The sequence below is a fragment of the Xanthomonas arboricola genome, assembly GCF_002940665.1.
Classification (GTDB): Bacteria; Pseudomonadota; Gammaproteobacteria; order Xanthomonadales; family Xanthomonadaceae; genus Xanthomonas; species Xanthomonas arboricola_B.
Genome location: NZ_MIGY01000003.1, coordinates 694,223 through 714,877 on the forward strand (window position 1 = coordinate 694,223; position 20,655 = coordinate 714,877).

Here is a 20,655-nt window from a genome sequence, read left to right on the forward strand (position 1 = left end):
TTACCCTGACCAGGCAGATGACCCCTCGTCACCGTAGCTGGCCGCTCGCTGCGCGATGCAACGCTCTACCGATTCCCATTCCCCGATTCCCGTCCCGCGCTCCCGCCGTACAATGGCGCAATGACGACACTGTTCATCTCCGACCTGCATCTGGATCCGGCCCGGCCGGCGATCACCGAGCTGTTTCTGGACTTCCTGCGCACGCAGGTGCCCGGTAGCGACGCGCTCTACATCCTCGGCGATCTGTTCGAAGCCTGGATCGGCGATGACACGCCATCGACCGCTGCCGATGCGGTGGCCGTGGCGCTGCATGCGGTGGCCGATAGCGGCGTGCCGGTGTACTTCATGCCGGGCAACCGCGACTTCCTGGTCGGCCAGGCGTATGCGCAACGTGCGGGCTTGCGCATCCTGCCCGACCCCACCGTGGTCGATTTGTACGGGCATCCGACCTTGCTGATGCATGGCGATCTGCTGTGCACCGACGACACCGCCTACCAGGCGTTCCGTGCGCAGACGCGCGATCCGGTCTTTCAGGCGCAGTTCCTGGCGCAACCGCTGGCTGCGCGGGTGGCCTTCGCGCAACAGGCACGCGCTGCCAGCCAGGCGCGTCATGCAGAACTCAAGCAGGGCGACCAATCGCGCTTCGAGACCGTCACCGATGTCACCCCGGCCGAGGTGGAAACCACCTTCGTGCGGTATGGCCTGGACCGCCTGGTCCATGGCCACACCCATCGCCCTGCGATCCACACCCTTCAGGCCGGTGGCCAGACTTGCACACGCATCGTGCTGGGCGACTGGTACGAACAAGGCTCGGTATTGCATGTGGATGCCGACGGCGTGTCGCTGGAGCAGTTGCCGCTTTAACGTGGCTGTCAGCAGCTAGCGAGCGGCGCCCGCCGGGCACAGGCTGCTCGCTCGGAACCAGTCTGCGGGCGGCAGACGCGATGGGCATCGGCCGCGCCGTCTGCAGGTGAGCGCTGTGGTTTCGAGATCAGGCCTGCGCACGCTCGGTGTGCTGCCCACCCGTGCTGGAATGCAGCTGGACGCGCTGTCGGCACGCCTGATCGCGCCAGCCTGCTGAAACGCAACCGCACCGTCCCTGCGGCATTCAGAAGTGTCACTGCGTGCTGCGCGCATGCTCGGCGTAGTCGACGAAGTCGGCGTTGACCACGTCGTACCAGAGCACCGTCCCATCGGCCTGCACGCGGAAACGATCGCGCACCGGGCTGGTCTGCGGGTCGCCGGGGCACTCGTTGCCATGCCGCTCGTGCACCGCGAATTCGAATGCATCCGGCGTCGGCGCAGCGTCGTCTTCGGCGATGATGCTGATGCAGTTGTCCGGATAGAAATGGTCGCCCTGCAAGCGGGTTTCCAGCACGTGCAGCGCGCGAGCCCGGGCATCGTTGCCGGTCGTCGCTGCCGGTGCGGACACGGCCGGTTTGGGTACCGAAGGGGCTGGGTCGGCAGGTTGCTGTTTGCAACCGGCGACCGCCAGCGCGGCCAGGCACAGCGCCGCATAACGCAGGGACTTGGACATGGATGCTCCGCTCCGCAGGACACGCCGGCGGCTGCCGGCAATGCCTCTAGTCTGCGCGATCACGGCGCCTGCGTGTAGCGGCAATGGCCCGGCACCTGCGGTGCCGGGCCGACAGCGGAACGATCAACCTGGTACTCAGCGGAAGCCGGCGATGGTGGCCTTGGTGTTGACCAGCACGCGCTGATTGTCGGCGGTGCTGGCATTGCCCATGGGCACGCCGTTGTAGCTGATGTTGGGGTTGGACCAGTAGTTCAGGCGCGGGCAGCTGCTGCTGCAGTCGTAGGCCATGATGGTGCGCCAGCTGTTGCCGTAGCGATAACCGTGCCCGTAGGCATACGGCGAGGTGCTCGGGTCGTTGGTGGCGTCGTGCCGGGCGCTCTGCAGATGGCCGATTTCATGCGCGAAGCTGTAGTAGCCGGTGGCGCAGTCCCAGTACACCGAGGCAAACGCGGTCGCCGCGGTGGAGCCGATGCCCGATGCCAGGCCGCAGTAACTGCTGTTGTCCAACACGATCACGCCCACATCGGCGGTGTAGGTGTTGCGACTGGTGTGGATGCTGTCCATGTAACCGTCGTTGGTCACGCGGAAGCGCTGCAGATCGGTGGTGAAATTGCCGGTTTCGCTGTAGCTGGTGGTCTCGTAGCGCGCCAGCTGCAAGGTGATGCCGACGTTGCTGTTGACGTAGCCCTGGTTGGCCTCGGCCACTGCCAGTTGCACCAGCGACTGCATGTTGCCGCCGTATGCGGTCACTGCCTGATTGGTGGCGACCACCAGCACACGGATAGTCGCCGGGCTGCCCGACGACGCGGCGGCCGCGGTGACGCGCCCGTCGCTGGGCATGTCGATCTTCGGCAGCAGGCTGTATTCGGCCGGGTGCTCCTGCGGCAGGCGGCTTTCTTCCACCTGCACCAGCACATGGCGGCCATCGGCGAGCGGGCGTAGCCGATACAGCTTGCCGGCGTAACGAATGGTGCCGGTGACGGTGTCGCCGCTGCGCACCAGGATGGCCGAGTTCAGCGGATCCACACCCGACAGCGTGCGTGCACGGGTGCCGGCGCGCGGGCCGAGGTTGCCGTACCACACGCTGTCGCCGCCTTCCAGGGCATCGACCTTGGCCTGGGTGGCGGTGATGGTCTGGCCGTCCAGCTGCAGTTCCAGCAGCTTCTCCGAAGCGGTGACGGCTTCGGCGTCGAGCTGGACCACCTGCGCGTTGGCGGTGGACGGTGCGCTGAGCAGGCGCTGCAACGAGGGTTCGGCGGCTGCGGTGGCGCTCGCGCTGCGGCTCAGCGCAGGGCCGGATTGATACAGCGGCTTGCCGGCAGCGGCGGCCGAACCGGCCAGACACATGGCGATCAGACCCACCGTGGTGCACATCGACTTGGACTTCATCGTCTCTCTCTCCTTAGACATGGAAGCAACGGATGTGAAACACCGGGCCCCTGCCCCCGGGACGTCATTAAGGCGCGCCTGGCCGTACCGATTGCAAGTCGTTACAAAAGAAAATTACAGTTCTGTGATGTCGGCCGTGAATGGATACGATTTCGGCAGCTGTGCCGGAGGACCCAGCGCACAGTCCGGTGAGCGAAGGCGCGTTGCCGCGCAGGTGGCCTGTCACGTGTTGTCGGCATCCGAGCGCGGGCACGACGTCATCACGACGGGCAGCGATGCACGTCGATCCAGCGCGCTGCGATCGCTCCGCCACGCACTGAGCTCATCGCTCACGCGCGACGCTGCGAATGTGCATCACCCAGCGTGGCGTCGGTACTGGCCGATTCGATCTGCACGCAAGCGGCGAGCGACAGATCGCGCACTGCGGCCCGCCCATGCACCCATCACCGGCCGCTCAGCCGGCCTGCTCCACCAGATCGGCCAGTTCGTCCTCATCGAAACCGGCAAGCAGCCGCGCCTGCAGATTGAACGGCCCATGCAGGTAACCACCGGCGTATTCGTGCAGCAGTGCCTTGAAGCGCGCGCGCGGCTCGATGCCGGCCTGCGCGCAATACCAGCGGTACCAGCGCGAGCCGGCGGCCACATGCGCCACCTCTTCGCGCAGGATGGTGTCCAGCACCTCGGCCGTGGCGGTATCGCCGAGCGAGCGCAGCTTGACGATCATCGCCGGTGTCACATCCAGGCCACGCGCTTCCAGCACGCGCGGCACCAGCGCCATGCGTGCCAGGCCATCGTGCGCGGTCTTCTCGCACATTTCCCACAGGCCGTTGTGCGCGGCGAAGTCGCCGTAGTCGTGGTCGTGCGCGTGCAATCGTGCGTGCAGCAGCATGAAATGGCGCGATTCGTCGTCGGCCACGCCAACCCAGTCGGCATAGAACGCCGCCGGCAGCCCACGGAAGCGATACACCGCATCCCAGGCCAGATCGATGGCGTTGAGCTCGATATGCGCGATGGCGTGGATAAAGGCGGCGCGGCCTTCCGGGTTGCCCAGCCCACGCCGCGGCACCTGCCGCGGATGCACCAGCACCGGCCTTGCAGGTCGGCCAGGCATGCGGATCGGCTCCGGGGGCGCCGCCTGCGGCGGTGGCAACGGCAACGTGCCGGCACGGAACGCGGCTGCATGTCGCTGCGTCAACGCGACCTTCTCCAGCGGATCGGCCGCTTGCAGGCAGGCGTATGCGGCTTGCAGAAGATCCATCGTGTCCATCACTCCATCGTTGCGGTAGCCGCTAAATCGACAACTGGCGCTTCGATCTGCAGCGGCGATCAAGACCACCACGCAGCCGTCGCAGGTGCGGTCTGGGACCAACCGGCGGCTGGCGCCACTATCGAACCAGTGCAGCGCACCCGCTTGTCGATCGGCGGCACCCAAATCGCGCGATCGCCACGCAGGTACTCCTGCGTGGCACAGCGGGCTCTAGGCCACGTCTTGGTAGCGCCGAGCTGTAGCGCTACCGCATACCCTCACGCGCGGCGACGCTTCTTGGCATCGTCCGAGCGCAATTGCTGGATGCGTTCGAAATAGCCCGGTTCGATGCCGGTGATGTACTCGCCGTTGAAGCACGAGGAATCGAACTGCCGGATGTCCGGGTTGCCTTCGCGCACGGCCACTTCCAGGTCTTCCAGATCCTGGTAGATCAGCCAGTCGCAGCCCAAAAATTCCTGGATTTCCAGCTCGCTGCGGCCATGGGCGATGAGTTCTTCGGCCGCCGGCATGTCGATGCCGTAGATATTGGGATAACGCACCGGCGGCGCGGCCGAGGCCAGATACACCTTGCGCGCGCCGGCATCGCGCGCCATCTGCACGATCTGCCGGCTGGTGGTGCCGCGCACGATCGAATCGTCGACCAGCAGCACCACGCGGTTGCGGAATTCCAGGTGGATCGGATTGAGCTTGCGCCGCACCGACTTCTGACGCTCGCCCTGCCCCGGCATGATGAAGGTCCGGCCCACGTAGCGATTCTTGACGAAGCCCTCGCGGTACTTCACCCCGAGCACGTTGGACATCTCCAGCGCTACATCGCGCGAGGTGTCCGGGATCGGAATGATGGTGTCGATATCATGGTCCGGGCGCAGCCGCAGGATCTTCTCGCCCAGTTTCAGGCCCATGCGCATGCGCGCCTTGTGCACCGAAATGTTGTCGATCATCGAATCGGGACGCGCAAAGTACACGTACTCGAAGATGCACGGCGCGTTCATGGTCGGCGCGGCGCAGACTTCCGAAAACAGCTCGCCACGCGCGGTGATCACCATCGCCTCGCCGGGACGCACGTCGCGCACGCGCTGGTAGCCGAGGATGTCCAGCGCGGCCGATTCGGAGGAGACGATGTACTCGGTGCCTTCGGCGTGCTCGCGCTTGCCCAGCACCAGCGGACGTATGCCGTGCGGGTCGCGGAAGGCCACCAGGCCCAGGCCCAGCACCACGCTGACCACCGCATAGCCGCCCTTGCAGCGGCGGTGCACGCCGGCCACCGCGCGGATCGCCGCCTCGGGGGTGAGCATGCGCTGCGCGTCCAGCTCGTAGGCGAACACGTTCAGCAGCACTTCGCTGTCCGAATCGGTGTTGATGTTGCGTCGGTCCGCCTCGAACACCTGCTGGCGCAAGGCCTCGGTGTTGATCAGGTTGCCGTTGTGCGCCAGCGCGATGCCGTAGGGCGAGTTGACGTAGAACGGCTGCGCCTCGTCCATGCCTTCCGAGCCGGCGGTCGGATAGCGGCAATGCGCGATGCCGACACGGCCTTCCAGCACCGCCATCTTTTTTTCGTCGAAGACATCGCGCACCAGCCCGTTGGCCTTTTGCACGCGCAGGCGCGTGCCGTCTGCGGTGGCGATACCTGCGGCGTCCTGCCCACGATGCTGCAGGACGGTCAGGCCGTCATACAGCTGCCCGGCGACGTTCTGGTTGCCGACAATACCGACGATGCCACACATGGTGCGCGTTCTCCGCTACGGCTTGCGCCGTTACTGTGAAGGGGGCCGTGCCTGGCCTTGGGACTCGACCCGGGCTGGGTCGCTTTCTCCGCCGCGAACCTGCGCCGGATCGATATTGGCCGGCATCGCCTGCGCCGGATCGCGTCCGTCGCTGGCGGCTTTACCGGGTTGCCCGAGCGCACGCGTGATGGTGTCGCTCAGACCGGACCCGGACAGCGCCTTGCCCAGGTCCGTATTATCGCCTGCCGAGGGCAACTTCCCCAACTCCGTTGGCAAGTTGCCAAGTTCCATCGATGGCATGTCCATCGACGGCATCCGCCAGGCCGGCAGTTGCGCCCGCATCCAGCTCGCGCCCGGCGACAGCATCGGCATCAGCATCGACTGGCGCCAGGAAGCCTCGCGCGGCAGCGGCGTGAAGCTCATCAGCAGCACCAGCACACTGGCCAGAAAGCCGCCGCGCACCAGGCCCAGGCCGAACCCGAGCATGCGGTCCATCCCGCCCAGACGCACCGCGTCCACGCCAGCGCGGATCACCATGCCGGTCACCGCCACGGTGATCAGCACGCCGACGAACACCATCGCGTAGCCGCCAAACGATTCGGTGGCCGACGGGTGCTTGCCGTCGGCAATCCAGCCCGCGGCCGGGCCGCCGAACTGGAACGTCGCCCAGCCTGCCAGCAACCACGACAGCGTGCCGACCACGATCGCGACAAACCCGCGCAGCAAGCCCAACAGGGCCGACACCAGGATGATGACGCCCAGCACCATGTCGATCATTGCCCACTTCTCCGCGCGGCAGTCGTGCCGCTGGTCCAACCTGGCTTGGTGTTCATTGCGCTCCCCTCCATGGGCGTGAGGCGATCAGGAAATCCGCTCGCCGCTGGCGATACCACGCAAGCGGCGATCAGGCGTGCAGCGGACGGGCCGCACTGCGCGCAGCGGACCGACCGTCATGCCGATCTCCAGCATGCACCGCGCCCGCCCGATGGCGGCGCGGTGGTTTACGGATGCGGACGCACCATGCCGGAAATGCCGACCTTGGCCGCCACCTGCGCACGCAACTGTTCGGCATCGCTGCGGTTGGCTACCGGGCCGACACGCACACGGTTGAGCGCGCCCTTGTCGGTACGCACCTGCTCGACAAAGGCGCTGAAGCCGGCGGCGCGCACGCGGTCGCGCAAGGCGTCGGCGTCTTCGGCGCGACCGAAGGCGCCCAACTGCACCGCAAAGCCGACCGAACTGGCCGCAGGGGCTGCCGGCGCGGCAGGTGCCGCGACGACCGGCTTGGCAGGCTCGGGCTTGGCAGGCTCCGTTTTCGCCGCCTCCGGCTTGGCCGGTGCAGGCGTGGGCGCTTCGGCCGGCTTGGGCGTGGCGGCCACCGGTTTGGCCGGCTCCGGTGGCAGGCTCTCGGTCCTGGTCGGGGCGGCGGTGCTGGCGGCGGCCACGCTGCTGTTGGGCTTGGCGGCCGGTGCCGGCGCCGGTGTGCTGGCTGCAGGCGCTGGCGCGGCGGCGTTGGCATCCAGCGTCACCACCTGGGCGTTGACGTCGCTGCGCACCTTCACTGCCTGCAGGCGCGCCGATTCGGCCTGCGCCTGGTCGACATACGGCCCCACGCGCACGCGCCAGGCCGGGCGGCCGTTGATCTGGGTCTTTTCGCTGAAACCGGGCAGCTGCGCCTGCTTGAGCCGCGCCAGCACCGCGTCGGCGTCGGCGCTGGTGGCGTAGGCGCCGAAGTTGACCGCGTAGTTGCCGGCCGCCACCTCAGGCGCCGACGGCGCGCTGGACGGGTTGGCCAGGTCGGCCGCATCCGGGTTGTCCTGCACCGCAGCCGGCGCCGGGGCGCCGCCGCGCATGCCCAGCGCGCCACCGGCCGGCGCATCGCCCGGGGTGACCAGCGGCAATTCGCGGGTTTCGAACTCGCCATTGGCCGGTGCGGCAGGCGCCTCCAGCGGCACATCGGCCACGCCGCTCGACGGCGCAGGGCCCTTGACCAGCATCGGCAGGAAGATCACGGCAAGCGCCACCAGGACGATGGCGCCAATCAGTCGCTGTTTCAGAGCAGTATCCACGTAAAGAGACGAGAGGCGGCGTGGCGGGATGCCGCGGCGATTATAAGGCCGCAGCCGGGCTACCGACCCGGGTGGACTGAACGAAGTGCGTTTAGCGCGTCGGCAACAGTCTGAAACGAGCCGAACACCAGCACCCGATCGCCCGGTGAGGCCTGCGCCAGCACCGCGCGCAGTGCGCCCGCCACATCGCCATGGCAGGCCGCCTGCGCTGCGGCACTGCCCTGCAGACGGGCCTGCAGGGCCTGCGCCGACTGCCCACGTGCGCCATCCAGCCCGGCCAGGGTCCAATGGTCGACCTGCGCGGCCACCGCCTCCACCACGCCCAGCACATCCTTGTCCGCCAGTGCGGCGTAGATCGCATGGGTGCTGCCGGTGTGCGCCTGCGCGCCGAGTGCATCGGCCAGCGCGCGCGCGGCCTGCGGGTTGTGGCCGACATCCAGCAGCACCTGCACGCCATCGATGTCGCTGCGCTGCAGGCGCCCGGCCACCCGTGCATTGGCAATGCCCTGCGCCCAGGCGGCCTCGGGCAGGTCCGCCGGCAGGGCCTGCAGCGCGGCGATCGCCGCCGCGGCGTTGGCCAGTTGCACCGGCGCCTGCAAGGCCGGCATCGGCAGCTCCAAGGTCACCGCGACATCGCGCCAGCGCCACTGCGGCGCGTCCGAGTGCTGCGCCTCGATCGGCTCGAAGAAATAATCGCTGCCGGCGCGGATCGCATTGGCGCCCACCTGGTAGGCCCGCCGCAACACGCTCGACGGTGGGTCAATTTCGCCCAGCACCACCGGCTTCCAGGCGCGGATGATGCCGGCCTTCTCGGTGCCGATCGCCTCGCGGTCCTCGCCCAGCCAATCGGTGTGGTCGATGTCCACGGTGGTGATCACCGCCACATCCGAATCAATGAGGTTGACCGCATCCAGGCGCCCGCCCAAGCCGATTTCCAGCACCGCCAGATCCAGCCCGGAGCGCTGCAGCAGCCACAGCGCCGCCAGCGTGCCATATTCGAAATACGTCAGTGCGGTCTGGCCACGCGCCGCCTCGACGGCGGCAAAGGCGTCCACCAGTTGCGCGTCGCCGGCCTCGTTGCCGTCGATGCGCACGCGCTCGTTGTAGCGCAGCAGATGTGGCGAGGTGTAGCTGCCCACCTTCCAGCCGGCGGCCTGCGCGATCGCCTCGATAAAGGCCACGGTGGAGCCTTTGCCATTAGTGCCGCCTACGACAATGACATGCCTGGCTGGCGCTTCAATCTGCAACCGCGCAGCGACCTCGCGCACGCGCTCCAGGCCCATGGCGATGTTCTGCGGATGCTGCTGCTCGATGTAGGCGAGCCAGTCGGAGAGGGAGTCGGTCGCGTTCACGGTCAGGGCTATGCGAGAAGAACCGCATTATCGCCGTTTGCCGGCGTGCAGCGCACATCACCAGGCATGCCTGAAGATCGCGCGCCATCACGTGAATCGACAGGGTGCGCGCGCCTCAGCGAGCAACTGGGGAGCGCTGTCGCCCGCATTCAAGGGACATCGGAAATGGATGCAATGCGCATGCCCAACACCGAGCGTTGACCGCGCAACAGCACCGAGACACGCTGCTCGGGATGACGCCGATACAGCGATTCGTCGATGCACAGATGGCCCGGGAAACGATGCGCGAGCGGCCCGCCACTCAAGCGGTATTTGCACGCCCGCGCGTTGGGCATGGAGGTGGTCTGCATGACATGCGTTTGTTCGAAATCGACGCCGACGATGCGGGTGTAGACCCAGGGTCCGCCTCTGGCCAGCACCAGCCAGCACAGCAATCCCAAGAGCGGCGGCGCCAGGCAGATCGCCAGCATGGTGTTGAACAGCTGCTTGCCGACGACCGCCTTCCACCCGCCGATGCGATAGGCCGGCGCGACGATCAACACCGTCAATCCGCTTCCCGCCAGCAACATCGGCGCTATCCAGGCCCGACCGGACAGGAAAGGTGCGGGAATGAAGTCGGAGAACGCGCCCAGCGCCAACAGGCCGGACACACTGCCCAACGCAGCGTACCGAAACGCCTTGGGCCACTTGGCAATCGTGCCGATATGACGGACCACAGCCTCATCCAGCGTCCGTGCCGAGCATTGCCTTACAGCGCCCGATGCTTGGCTTCACCGAAGAACGGCGTGTGGTGCGCGCAGTCGTTGAGCCGCACCACTTCCAGGTGATCCACGTCCTCGCCTTCGAGCAGGTTGAGCGTGGTCGGCGCCTGCCGGAAGGTCCACAGCCGGGACAGCGGCAGGCCCAGGATCTTGCACAGGATCACGCGGTTGACCGCATCGTGCGCGACCACCAGCAAGGTGTCGTCGGCGCCCAGGCCTTCGGCCGCGCGCGCCAGGCCGCGCCAGCTGCGATCCAGCACCTGCCGCAGGGATTCGCCGCCGGGCATCAGCACGGTATCGGGCTCGTCGCGCCAGGCGCGCAGACGTGCCGGATCCTTGTCGTTGATCTCGCTGGCCAGCAGGCCTTCCCATTCGCCGTGGGCGATTTCCTGCAGGTCCGCATCGGTCTGCAGCAGGCGTTCGCGGTCGTTGCCCAGCGCCAGCCTGGCGGTGGCCTGCGCACGCGACAGCGGCGACGCCACCGCGCGGGTGATCTGCAACGACTGCAGCCGCGCGCCGAGCGCGGCGGCCTGGCCTTCGCCGACCGGCGACAGCGGGATATCGATCTGGCCCTGGTAACGGCCTTCGGCGTTCCACGGCGTCTCGCCGTGACGGGCAAGCAGGATGCGCATGCGCGAGAGATTCCTTGGGGGAAGGGGCCGGCTCGCCGCAGCGAAACGGGAGCGCATGATAACCCCTCCCGCTGCGGTGCCGGCTGCCCGCGTCAGCGCACCCGGAAGTTCCTGCAACAGCTGCGCCGGAGCGACTTCCGTCATGACCCAGCGCAAATACCGGCTATCCGAGGCGCTCATGCGCGTCATCGCAGGATCGAAGACCCAGCTGCTGCTTACCGACTCCCAGCTGCCGTCGAAGGCCAGGCCGACCCGCCTGCCCTGCGCGTCCATCACTGGCCGGCGCCGGCTCAGGCGCGCCCGAATGCCGGATCGCTGCGGCTGGGCCTGCCTGTTTCCAGATGCCCGGCCAGGCGGCGGCGGAATGCGGCTCCCGGTTGTTCCAGCACCACGTCGTACCAGTGATCACTGGCAGCAAGCGCCAGACGCACGGTCTGACGTTGACCTGCGGCCAGATGCAACGACCGCACGGCCGGATCTGCGTAGTCCAGCGCGCGCAGCTGCAGGGTGCACGGCTGCTGCCCGGCGTTGCCAATTTCAAGCACCAGCACGTCGCCATCCTGCCGCGCCTCCAACCACGGCGCTGCCGATTGCGTCCCGGCTGCAGCGAGGTCGCCAGCGAATTCGCGCAGGAAGCCATTGGGTCCATGCACGCTCAACGCATAGGCGCCGTCATGCGCAGCGCCGGCCGGCACATCGTCGAGCCGGGTGCCGGGCAACACGGTGTAGTACCACGGGCCGCCGCTGGCAGCGCTGGTGTAGACATTGAACGCGGCCGCCGCGGCGCCGCTGTTGACGAACTGCAGCTGCACGCCGCTTTCGTCCTGCACGCGCGCATGCACGTGCAAGGCATACGGCAGCGCGCGTGCCGGACGTTGTCCCGGCTCCTGTCGCGGCATGCTGGGCCGGGCCGGCGGCACCGGTAGCGGCTTGCTGCGCACCGCAGCGGTGCGCGCGCGGTAGTCGTCGACCGACGGCAATGCGCTCAGTGCCGAATCGTCCGGCTTGCGGAAATCGAACACGCTGGTCAGATCGCCACTGACGGCGCGACGCCACGGGCTGATGTTGGGTTCGGCCACACCGAAGCGACGTTCCAGCAAGCGCAGCACCGAGGTGTGATCGAACACCTGCGAATTGACCCAGCCACCGCGCGTCCAGGGCGAGATCACCAGCATCGGCACGCGGATGCCCAAGCCCATCGGCACGCCCTCGTAGACCTCCCCGCGCGTATCGACATTGCTGCGCCCCATGCGCGCGTCCAGGGCCGGCAGCGCTGCGGGCACGTGATCGAAGAAGCCGTCGTTCTCGTCGTAGTTGATGATCAACGCGGTCTTCGCCCACACCTGCGGATTGGCGGTGAGCGCGTCGATCAAGCGCGCCACCAGCGATTCGCCGTAGGCCGGCGGCGCTTCCGGATGTTCGCAGTACGCGGTGGGCGGCACGATCCAGGACACCTGCGGCAAGCGATCGGCCTGCACATCGGCGGCGATTGCGGCGATCAGATGCTCGGCCTGCGTGGTGGCGGCATTGTCTGCAGTGGACCCGGGCACGCAGGCACGTGCGCGTCGATAACGTTCGTCGCTAGGGTGCAGATCGCGGTAGTGCGAAAAATACGCCAGCGAGTTGCAGCCGAAGTTGTCGTACTCCTGGTACACGCGCCAGTCCACGCCTGCGGCCTGCAGGCGTTGCGCATAGGTGGTCCAGTCCATCGCGGCATAGCCGGGCTTGTCGCGCGCCATGTCGGCGGTCCAGTTGCCATCGTCGGCATTGGTCACCGCCTGCGCGCCGAGATTGCCCACGCTCGGGCCGCTGGTGCCGGTGAACAGGTACATGCGATTGGGATTGGTCGGCCCGTGCAGCGAACAGAAGTAAGCATCGCAAATGGTGAACGCATCGGCCAGCGCGTGGTAGTACGGGATGTCGTGACGCTGGAAATACCCCATCGTCAATTCGCCCTTGTACGGCACCCAGGCGTCGTACTCGGCCCAGCGTGCCGGGTCCTGCCCGTGGCCGGCTTTCCACGAATGATCCAGGCTCTTGATCAACGGCGCGCAGGTGTCTTGCGAATTAAAAGCGAACGGCAGCAGGCGACGCCCGTCTGCGGCCGGCTGGCTCCATACCGGGTGACCGTCGCGCAGCTGCAACGGACGCGGATCACCGAAGCCACGCACGCCGCGCAGCACACCGAAGTAATGATCGAAGGAGCGGTTTTCCTGCATCAGGATCACCACGTGTTCGATGTCGCGCAGCGTGCCGGTGCGCGAGTTGGCCGGCAGCGCGAGTGCGCGGCCGATCGAGGACGGCAAGACGCCGGCGGCAGTGAGCGCGGCGACGCGCTTGAGGAAATCGCGGCGCGAGGGGGAGGACGTCATGGCTATGGGACCTGCAGGAAATACGTGTACATCGCCGCGCAGCGCGGCTGGGTACCACACGTATAGCGGGCAAGCACGACAGTTTTGCGACAGCCCCCGTCATCAATGTTTCATACGTCGTTGACACCCTGCGTCGCGAAACGCCGGTCCTGCACCGTGCGTTGCCCTCAGCCGTGCTCGAACAGGATTCCCCCATGACTTCCGCTCGCCGTTTCCATGTCACTCCGCTGGCGCTTGCCCTGGCCGCGCTGCTTCCCGTCATCGCCTCTGCCGCCACACCGGCGGCCGACCCGGTTGCCGGTGCAGACGCGCCGGTAGCCGATGCCCCGGTCACCGCGGCCGATGCCGCCACCAATGCCACCCAGCTGGATGCGATCAACGTGGTGTCGCAAGGCAGCACCCGCCAGGTCCAGCGCATCAGCCGGCAGGACATCGAGCAGCTGACACCGGGCAGCAGCGCCTTCAAGGCGGTGGAAAAACTGCCGGGCGTGCAGTTCCAGTCGGCCGATCCGTTCGGCACCTACGAGTGGTCCACGCAGGTGACCCTGCATGGCTTCGATCAGAGCCGCCTGGGTTACACGCTTGATGGCATTCCGCTCGGCAACATGAGCTACGGCGTCACCAACGGCCTGCATATCACCCGCGCCATCATTTCGGAAAACCTCGGCTCGGTGGAAATCGCGCAAGGCGCCGGCGCGCTCGGCACTGCATCCAACACCAATCTCGGCGGCACCATGCAGTTCTACTCGGCCGACCCGCAGACCACGCCCGGCCTGCGCCTGGTGCAGACGGTCGGCAGCGATGCCACGCGCCGCACCTTCGTGCGCGGCGACACCGGCGATCGCAACGGCCTGTCGGCGTACCTGTCTTATGCCAATGCCAGTACCGACAAATGGAAAGGCTTCGGCGACCAGCAGTCCGAGCAGGCCAACCTCAAGACCGTCTACCAGTGGGGCGACGGCAACCGTCTGAGCCTGTTCGTGGATACCTCGCGGCGCAAGGAGTACGACTACATGGACCTGTCGTTGACCAGCCAGCGCGCGCTGGGCTGGGACTACGACTATCTGCAGCCGGATTGGGCCACGGCGGTACAGATGGCGCGTGCGTATCAGAACACCGGTGCCACCAGCGGCGTGGCCAACGGCTATCCGCAATCGCTGGCCGGGCTGCCCGACGATTACAGCTGGCTCGATGCCAGCTACTACGCCGGCGGCGGCCTGCGCCGCGACAACCTTGCCGGGCTGTCGGGCACGTTCGTGTTCGGCGGCGCCACCCTGGATGCCACCGGCTACTACCACGGCAATCGTGGCGAAGGTCAGTGGGTAACGCCGTATGTACCGACGTCTGCGCAGGTTCCGCTGTCCATGCGCACCACCGACTACGGCCTGGATCGTTATGGCGGGACCAGCGCACTGAAATGGTCGTGGGGCAACCACGATCTGGAAGCGGGCCTGTGGGCGGAAAACGCACGTACCACGCAGCAGCGCAACTACTTTGCGCTCGGCAACGAGGGCTACACCTCGCTGTACGACGTGTACGAAGTGCAGACCCCGTTCCGTCGCGATTTCCTGCAGCGCTATACCACCCAGACCCGCATGCTGTACCTGCAGGACACCGTGCGCCTGCTCGACGATCGACTGACCCTCAACTACGGCGCAAAGGCGCTCAGCACCACCACGCGCGCACAATCGCTGGTGCCGACCACCGCACTGGCGCAGGGCCGTATCCGTGCCGAGGACAACTTCCTGCCGCAGGTCGGCGTGAACTACAAGCTGGACGAGCGCCAGGACCTGTACGCCTCCTACAGCAAGAACATCGCCGCCTTCGGCTTCACTCCGTTCGGCACCTCGCAGGCCGCCTTCGATCGCAGCCGTTCCACGCTGGAACCGGAAGAATCACAGACCGTGCAGGTGGGTTACCGCGTGCAGGATGCGCAGTTCCAGCTCTCGGCCGACGCCTACTTCACCAAGTTCTCCAACCGCTTGTTGACCACTTCGCCGTGCACCGCGGTGCAGACCTGCGCGGCGATCCTGAGCAATGTCGGCGCCGTGCATAGCGCGGGTGCCGACCTGGCCTTGATGTGGCGCCCGCTGGAAGGCCTGAGCTGGTTGAACTCATTGTCGTGGAACCGCTCGCGTTATCAAGACGATTACCTCAACAACGGCGTGGTCGCCACCTCCGGCAAGGACGTGGTCGGCATCCCCGCGTTGATGTTCTCCTCCAGCGCCAGCTACCAGCTCGGCAAACTGCGCCTGGATCTGGACGGCAAGTACGTCGACAAGCGCTACATCACCTTCCTGAACGATTCGCAGGTGCCCTCGTACTGGCTGTTCAATGCGGGCGCGCGTTACGACTTCGGTCGCGTGGGCGGGGTGGCCGACGTGGCGCTGGCGCTCAACATCACCAACCTCACCGACAAGCGCTATTTCGCCAGCACCGGCACCAACGGCTACGTCGCCTCCGATCCGGATGGCTACAACCAGACCATGGTGGTCGGCGCACCGCGGCAGACCTTCATGAGTCTGGATGTGAAGTTCTGAGTCGCTGGCGCCCTTTGCCTCTCCCCGGGACGGGAAGGCACGGCTTGCGCGCCACCGGCACGCGCCTTAGAGCGCCCCGCTGCCAGAGCGGGCAGGGGCGCGGAGCGGGGGTTTTGAGGGTGAGGGTGACGCCGACGATTCACCCTGGCGACGCGTGGCGACGCGCTTGCCGTCGCAGGCGGTGACAGATCTCGAGGCGCCCTTCATCCGGCGCTTTGCGCCACCTTCGCCTCGTGAAGAGGCCAATGTCCCGGAGGGAGAAGGAAGATCAAAGCTCCTCTCCCTTCGGGAGAGGGGTTGGGGTGAGGGTACGGTGCGAAGCTCTTGTGTATTCCAACCGCACGAGGCGTCGCTCGCCCCCGCATCCGGCGTTGCGCGCCATCTTCTTCCGATGGGAGACGGGCGGCACCGGCCCTAACCCGCCATGATCCGTGTCGGCCAACACCGCCATTCCCGCACCGCCGCATGGCACCGACCTCGCGCCGCATATAATCGGCGCCTTACTTTCACTCAGCAGGTCCCGCCAGATGGCGCAGACGATGAAGGCGCTGGTCAAGCGCGAAGCGAACAAGGGCATCTGGCTGGAACAGGTCGCCGTCCCCAGCCCCGGCCCCAACGAGGTGCTGATCAAGCTGGAAAAGACCGCAATCTGCGGCACCGATCTGCATGTCTACCTGTGGGACGAATGGAGCCAGCGCACCATCAAGCCCGGCCTGACCATCGGCCATGAGTTCGTCGGCCGCGTGGCCGAGCTCGGTTCGGCGGTGACCGGCTACCAGGTCGGCCAGCGCGTGTCGGCCGAAGGCCACATCGTCTGCGGGCATTGCCGCAACTGCCGCGGCGGCCGCCCGCACCTGTGCCCGAACACGGTCGGCATCGGCGTCAACGTCAACGGCGCCTTCGCCGAATACATGGTGATGCCGGCCAGCAACCTGTGGCCGATCCCCGACCAGATTCCCTCCGAACTGGCCGCGTTCTTCGACCCTTACGGCAACGCTGCGCATTGCGCGCTGGAATTCGACGTGATCGGCGAGGACGTGCTGATCACCGGCGCCGGCCCGATCGGCATCATTGCAGCTGGCATCTGCAAGCACATCGGTGCGCGCAATGTGGTGGTTACCGACGTCAACGACTTCCGCCTCAAGCTGGCGGCCGACATGGGCGCCACGCGCGTGGTCAACGTATCCAAGACCTCGCTCAAGGAAGTGATGGCCGACCTGCACATGGAAGGCTTCGACGTGGGCCTGGAAATGAGCGGCAATCCGCGCGCCTTCAATGACATGCTCGACTGCATGTACCACGGCGGCAAGATCGCCATGCTCGGCATCATGCCGCGCGGCGCCGGTTGCGACTGGGACAAGATCATCTTCAAGGGCCTCACCGTGCAAGGCATCTACGGCCGCAAGATGTACGAGACCTGGTACAAGATGACGCAACTGGTGCTATCGGGCTTCCCGCTGCACAAGGTGCTGACCCATCAATTGCCGATCGACGACTTCCAGAAGGGTTTCGACCTGATGGAAGAAGGCAAGGCCGGCAAGGTCGTGTTGAGCTGGAACTGATCGGCCAATGCGTTTCAACACAAAAGGCGCCGCAAGGCGCCTCTTGTGTGTCCATCTTCAGAGCGCAGCTGACGCAACAGGCAAAGCTCACTGGTCGAGCGCGCGGCGCACTTGCCGCACTCGGGACAGGCCGTGAATCCGTTCCTGGAGGCTTCGTGGCGGCATCCATGGCGCCGAGGGTCCCGCAACCGGCAAGGACACCGCCCGAGAGTTGGTGGGTTGCTGCTTGAAAGCTTGTCCGTCGATCCGCTTGCATTAGTAACACGACTGGACGCGGCGTTATCCGAGCAGCGGACGTTGTGCCTGCTCGCACCACACCCACCGACCATCTCGACGGGCCCTTGTCCGCCTACCGTCGCGGGGCCATACGCGACATGGATGCCGCGTAAGAGCCTACATGGACGTACTTGCGCTCGCTGGTGTCGTAATAGCCCACGTTCAAGCCCCTGCGGACCGAAGGCCTTGCCACCATTCACGCCGAAGTCGTTGTAGTCATATCTACCTCACTCAACGAGAAGGTATAGACGCCAGCTCCGCACGGGATTTGCTAAGGCCAAGCGCATCGCTGCCAATCCGAATCATCAATCCCAGCCTCAATCAGGCTGGGAACACGCCAAAATGCCGCGCGGCCAGCAACAACTGCTGCCCGGGCTGAAAGCTCCCCGCCGATGCCGGCAGCTCCACTTCTATTTCATTACCAGCCGGCTCCAGCGTTGCGCGCAGACGCAGACGCGCACCGCTGCGCTGCGACCAGGCCACCGTGGCCGGCCATCCAGCGTCGTCCGGCACCAGATCTTCCGGCCGCACGTAGACCTCTACCGGGCCGGCCGCCAGCGCGGTGTCGGCTGCCGGCAAGGCATGCCCGGCGACCTGGATCTGGCCTTGCGCCAACACACCGGGAATGCGGTTCACCGCACCCACGAACGAATACACGAACGGCGAGGCCGGCTTGTCGTAGATCATCGCCGGCGTGTCGAGCTGCTCGATACGGCCACGGTTGAGGATCGCCACCCGGTCGGCCAGCTCCAGCGCCTCTTCCTGGTCGTGGGTGACGAACACCGTGGTCAGGCCGGTCCGTTCGTGCAGCTCGCGTAGCCAGCGGCGCAGGTCGCGGCGCACCTGCGCATCCAGCGCACCGAACGGCTCGTCCAGCAGCAGCACGCGCGGCTCGATCGCCAGCGCGCGCGCCAACGCCACGCGCTGCCGCTGACCGCCGGACAGCTGGGTGGGATAGCGCTGCTCCAGACCCTGCAACTGCACCAACGCAAGCAGCTCCTCCACACGTGCGCGGATACGCGCTTCGGCCCAGCGCTCGGGACCGCGTCGCACCCGCAGGCCGAAGGCGATGTTTTCGAACACGTCCATATGCTTGAACAGCGCGTAATGCTGAAACACGAAGCCGACCCGGCGCGACTGCACGCTCATGCGGGTGGCGTCTTCGTCGCCGAACAGCACCTGCCCGCCATTGGCATGCTCCAGCCCGGCCATGATCCGCAGCAAGGTGGTCTTGCCCGAACCGGACGGCCCCAGCAAGGCCAGCAACTCGCCCTGACGCACGTCCAGGGTGATGTCGTCCAACGCGGTAAACGTATCGAACTGCTTGCGCAGGCGGTGGATGCGGATGCCCATGTTCACCTCAATGTCGGTGGTTGGCGGCAAGCGAATCGCCATGCCGCCATTCCAGATACGTCTTCAGCGCCAGCGTCAGCAGCGCGGTCAGCGCCAGCAACGAGGCACACGCGAACGCGGCGCTGTAGGCGTATTCGTTGTAGAGAATTTCCACGTGCAAGGGCAGCGTGTTGGTACGCCCGCGGATATGCCCGGACACCACCGACACTGCACCAAACTCGCCCATAGCACGCGCCGCGCACAGCAACACGCCGTACAGCAGGCCCCAGCGGATGTTCGGCAAGGTCACCCGCCAGAACATCTGCCAGCCGTTGGCGCCCAGGCTCAATGCAGCCAGTTCTTCGTCGCTGCCTTGCTGTTCCATCAGTGGCATCAGCTCGCGCGCGATGAACGGGAACGTGACGAAAGTCGTCGCCAGCACGATGCCGGGCAACGCAAACACGATGCGCGGCAGCTGGATCAGCATCTCGCCAAAGAACGGCAACTGCAGCCGCCAGCCTTCGTCGATCAACGGCCATGCCCAGCCACTGCGGCCGAAGATCAGCACGAAGATCAGACCCGCCACCACCGGCGATACCGAGAACGGCAGGTCGATCAGGCTGATCAGCAAGCGTTTGCCGGGAAATCGATGCTTGCTGACGGCCCACGCCGCCGCCACGCCGAACACCAGATTCAGCGGCAGCACGATGGCAGTGACGATCAGGGTCAGCCTGATCGCCGACAACGCGTCCGGGTCGACGATCGCGCGCAGGAAGGTGTCCCAGCCACCGCGCAGCGCCTCGGCGAACACCAGCACCAACGGCAGCAACAAAAACGCCAGCAGAAACAGCAGCGCCCCCGCAATCATCAACCACTGCACCCAACGCGGCTCGTTGGTGGCCGACTCGGTGATGCGGCGCGCCTGTTCGGTCATCTGGCGGGTGTGCAACATGGCGGGCAGCGGCGAAACAGCATCGTTCATGCAGTCCTCCGTTGATAACGCAGCAGGCGTGCCTGCAGCGTATTGACCACCAGCAGGACCACGAACGACAGCAGCAGCATCGCCGCGGCAATCGCGGTGGCACCGGCGTAGTCGAACTCTTCCAGCCGGATGGTGATCAGCAGCGGTGCGATCTCGGTGGAATTGGGCAGGTTGCCGGCAATGAAGATCACCGAACCGTACTCGCCAACCCCACGCGCGAACGCCAGCGCAAATCCGGTCAGGACCGCCGGCCACAGTCCCGGCAGCACCACCCGCCACACGGTCTGCCAACGCGACGCGCCCAGCGTGGCGGCGGCCGCTTCCAGCTCGCGTTCGCTTTCGGCCAGCACCGGCTGCACCACCCGCACCACGAACGGCAACCCTACGAACACCAGCGCCAGCACGATGCCCAACTGGGTGTAGGCGACCTTGATGCCGATCGCCTCCAGCCAACGCCCGACCCAGCCGTTGCCGCCGTACAACGCGGTCAGCGCGATGCCGGCCACCGCAGTCGGCAACGCGAACGGCAGGTCGATTACCGCATCGAACAAGCGCTTGCCCGGGAAGCTGTAGCGCACGAACACCCATGCCACCCCGGTGCCCATCACCGCATTGAAGGCGCCGGCCGCAAATGCGGTGCCGAAGCTCACCCGCAGCGCCGACAGCACGCGCGGCTCGCTCCATACCCGCCACAGGCCATCCCAGCCCAATCCGCTGGTCTTGATGAAGACGCCCAGCAGCGGGATCAGCACGACCAATCCCAGCCAGGTCAGCGTGATTCCAAGACTCAAGCCCAGCCCCGGCATCACGCGTCGGCGCGGTGACGGCGCTGGGTGGGGTGCAACCGACATCGGCATTGC

Annotated in this window: 16 protein-coding genes and 1 pseudogene; 3 read left to right on the forward strand and 14 right to left on the reverse strand. The window is 66.5% G+C overall.

The features are described from left to right. Nucleotides 1-120 precede the first annotated feature (120 nt). Nucleotides 121-864, forward strand: coding sequence for a UDP-2,3-diacylglucosamine diphosphatase (gene lpxH / locus XarjCFBP7645_RS16625; protein WP_104538387.1), 744 nt, complete (start codon nt 121-123; stop codon nt 862-864). A 253-nt stretch (nt 865-1,117) separates the two neighbouring features. On the opposite strand, the gene XarjCFBP7645_RS16630 is transcribed toward lpxH, so the two are convergent. From XarjCFBP7645_RS16630 to XarjCFBP7645_RS16675, 11 genes and pseudogenes are all read right to left on the reverse strand, one after another. Then, on the reverse strand, nt 1,118-1,537 hold the full coding sequence (locus XarjCFBP7645_RS16630; RefSeq protein WP_104538388.1) for a hypothetical protein: 420 nt from the start codon (nt 1,535-1,537) through the stop codon (nt 1,118-1,120). Nucleotides 1,538-1,672: 135 nt separating this feature from the next. Then, nucleotides 1,673-2,926 carry a zinc-dependent metalloprotease gene (locus tag XarjCFBP7645_RS16635; RefSeq protein ID WP_104538389.1) on the reverse strand — a complete coding sequence of 418 codons (1,254 nt, stop codon included), beginning with the start codon at nt 2,924-2,926 and terminating at the stop codon, nt 1,673-1,675. Nucleotides 2,927-3,380: 454 nt separating this feature from the next. Then, complete coding sequence (locus XarjCFBP7645_RS16640) at nt 3,381-4,184, reverse strand: ferritin-like domain-containing protein (RefSeq protein WP_104538833.1); 804 nt, start codon at nt 4,182-4,184, stop codon at nt 3,381-3,383. Between the two features lie 266 nt (nt 4,185-4,450). Beyond that, the gene (gene purF / locus XarjCFBP7645_RS16645) at nt 4,451-5,917 is read right to left on the reverse strand and encodes an amidophosphoribosyltransferase (protein WP_104538390.1); all 1,467 of its coding nucleotides are present in this window, start codon (nt 5,915-5,917) and stop codon (nt 4,451-4,453) included. 30 nt (nt 5,918-5,947) lie between these two features. Further along, entirely contained in the window at nt 5,948-6,694 is a 747-nt protein-coding gene (locus tag XarjCFBP7645_RS16650) for a CvpA family protein (RefSeq protein ID WP_104538391.1), read from the reverse strand. A gap of 224 nt (nt 6,695-6,918) precedes the next feature. Then, a complete protein-coding gene (locus XarjCFBP7645_RS16655; protein WP_104538392.1) occupies nt 6,919-7,986 on the reverse strand; it encodes an SPOR domain-containing protein in 1,068 nt (355 codons plus the stop codon). 59 nt (nt 7,987-8,045) lie between these two features. Next, nucleotides 8,046-9,338 carry a bifunctional tetrahydrofolate synthase/dihydrofolate synthase gene (gene folC / locus XarjCFBP7645_RS16660; protein WP_104538393.1) on the reverse strand — a complete coding sequence of 431 codons (1,293 nt, stop codon included), beginning with the start codon at nt 9,336-9,338 and terminating at the stop codon, nt 8,046-8,048. 149 nt (nt 9,339-9,487) lie between these two features. After that, nucleotides 9,488-9,976 (reverse strand): hypothetical protein, encoded by a 489-nt coding sequence (locus XarjCFBP7645_RS16665; protein WP_258079578.1) that lies wholly within the window; start codon nt 9,974-9,976, stop codon nt 9,488-9,490. A 110-nt stretch (nt 9,977-10,086) separates the two neighbouring features. Then, nucleotides 10,087-10,731 carry a histidine phosphatase family protein gene (locus XarjCFBP7645_RS16670; protein WP_166774913.1) on the reverse strand — a complete coding sequence of 215 codons (645 nt, stop codon included), beginning with the start codon at nt 10,729-10,731 and terminating at the stop codon, nt 10,087-10,089. Between the two features lie 105 nt (nt 10,732-10,836). After that, a pseudogene (locus XarjCFBP7645_RS21810) lies at nt 10,837-11,010 on the reverse strand (S46 family peptidase); the annotation flags it as partial. A gap of 11 nt (nt 11,011-11,021) precedes the next feature. Next, nucleotides 11,022-13,103, reverse strand: coding sequence for a phosphocholine-specific phospholipase C (locus XarjCFBP7645_RS16675; RefSeq protein WP_104538395.1), 2,082 nt, complete (start codon nt 13,101-13,103; stop codon nt 11,022-11,024). A 194-nt stretch (nt 13,104-13,297) separates the two neighbouring features. Here XarjCFBP7645_RS16675 and XarjCFBP7645_RS16680 point away from each other — a divergent pair, with 194 nt between their 5' ends. Then, nucleotides 13,298-15,643: a TonB-dependent receptor gene (locus XarjCFBP7645_RS16680; protein ID WP_104538396.1), complete on the forward strand. Its 2,346-nt coding sequence runs from the start codon at nt 13,298-13,300 to the stop codon at nt 15,641-15,643. A 527-nt stretch (nt 15,644-16,170) separates the two neighbouring features. Continuing rightward, a complete protein-coding gene (gene tdh / locus XarjCFBP7645_RS16685) occupies nt 16,171-17,205 on the forward strand; it encodes an L-threonine 3-dehydrogenase (RefSeq protein ID WP_181126365.1) in 1,035 nt (344 codons plus the stop codon). 597 nt (nt 17,206-17,802) lie between these two features. Here tdh and XarjCFBP7645_RS16695 read toward each other — a convergent pair. The 3 genes from XarjCFBP7645_RS16695 to cysT are packed head-to-tail and all read right to left on the reverse strand — an operon-like array spanning nt 17,803 to nt 20,652. Continuing rightward, nucleotides 17,803-18,834 (reverse strand): sulfate/molybdate ABC transporter ATP-binding protein, encoded by a 1,032-nt coding sequence (locus XarjCFBP7645_RS16695; protein WP_104538836.1) that lies wholly within the window; start codon nt 18,832-18,834, stop codon nt 17,803-17,805. Nucleotides 18,835-18,841: 7 nt separating this feature from the next. Further along, nucleotides 18,842-19,795 (reverse strand): sulfate ABC transporter permease subunit CysW, encoded by a 954-nt coding sequence (gene cysW, locus XarjCFBP7645_RS16700; RefSeq protein ID WP_104538398.1) that lies wholly within the window; start codon nt 19,793-19,795, stop codon nt 18,842-18,844. Continuing rightward, nucleotides 19,792-20,652: a sulfate ABC transporter permease subunit CysT gene (gene cysT / locus XarjCFBP7645_RS16705; RefSeq protein ID WP_104538399.1), complete on the reverse strand. Its 861-nt coding sequence runs from the start codon at nt 20,650-20,652 to the stop codon at nt 19,792-19,794. The genes cysW and cysT overlap by 4 nt, the downstream gene beginning before the upstream one ends. Nucleotides 20,653-20,655 lie beyond the last annotated feature (3 nt).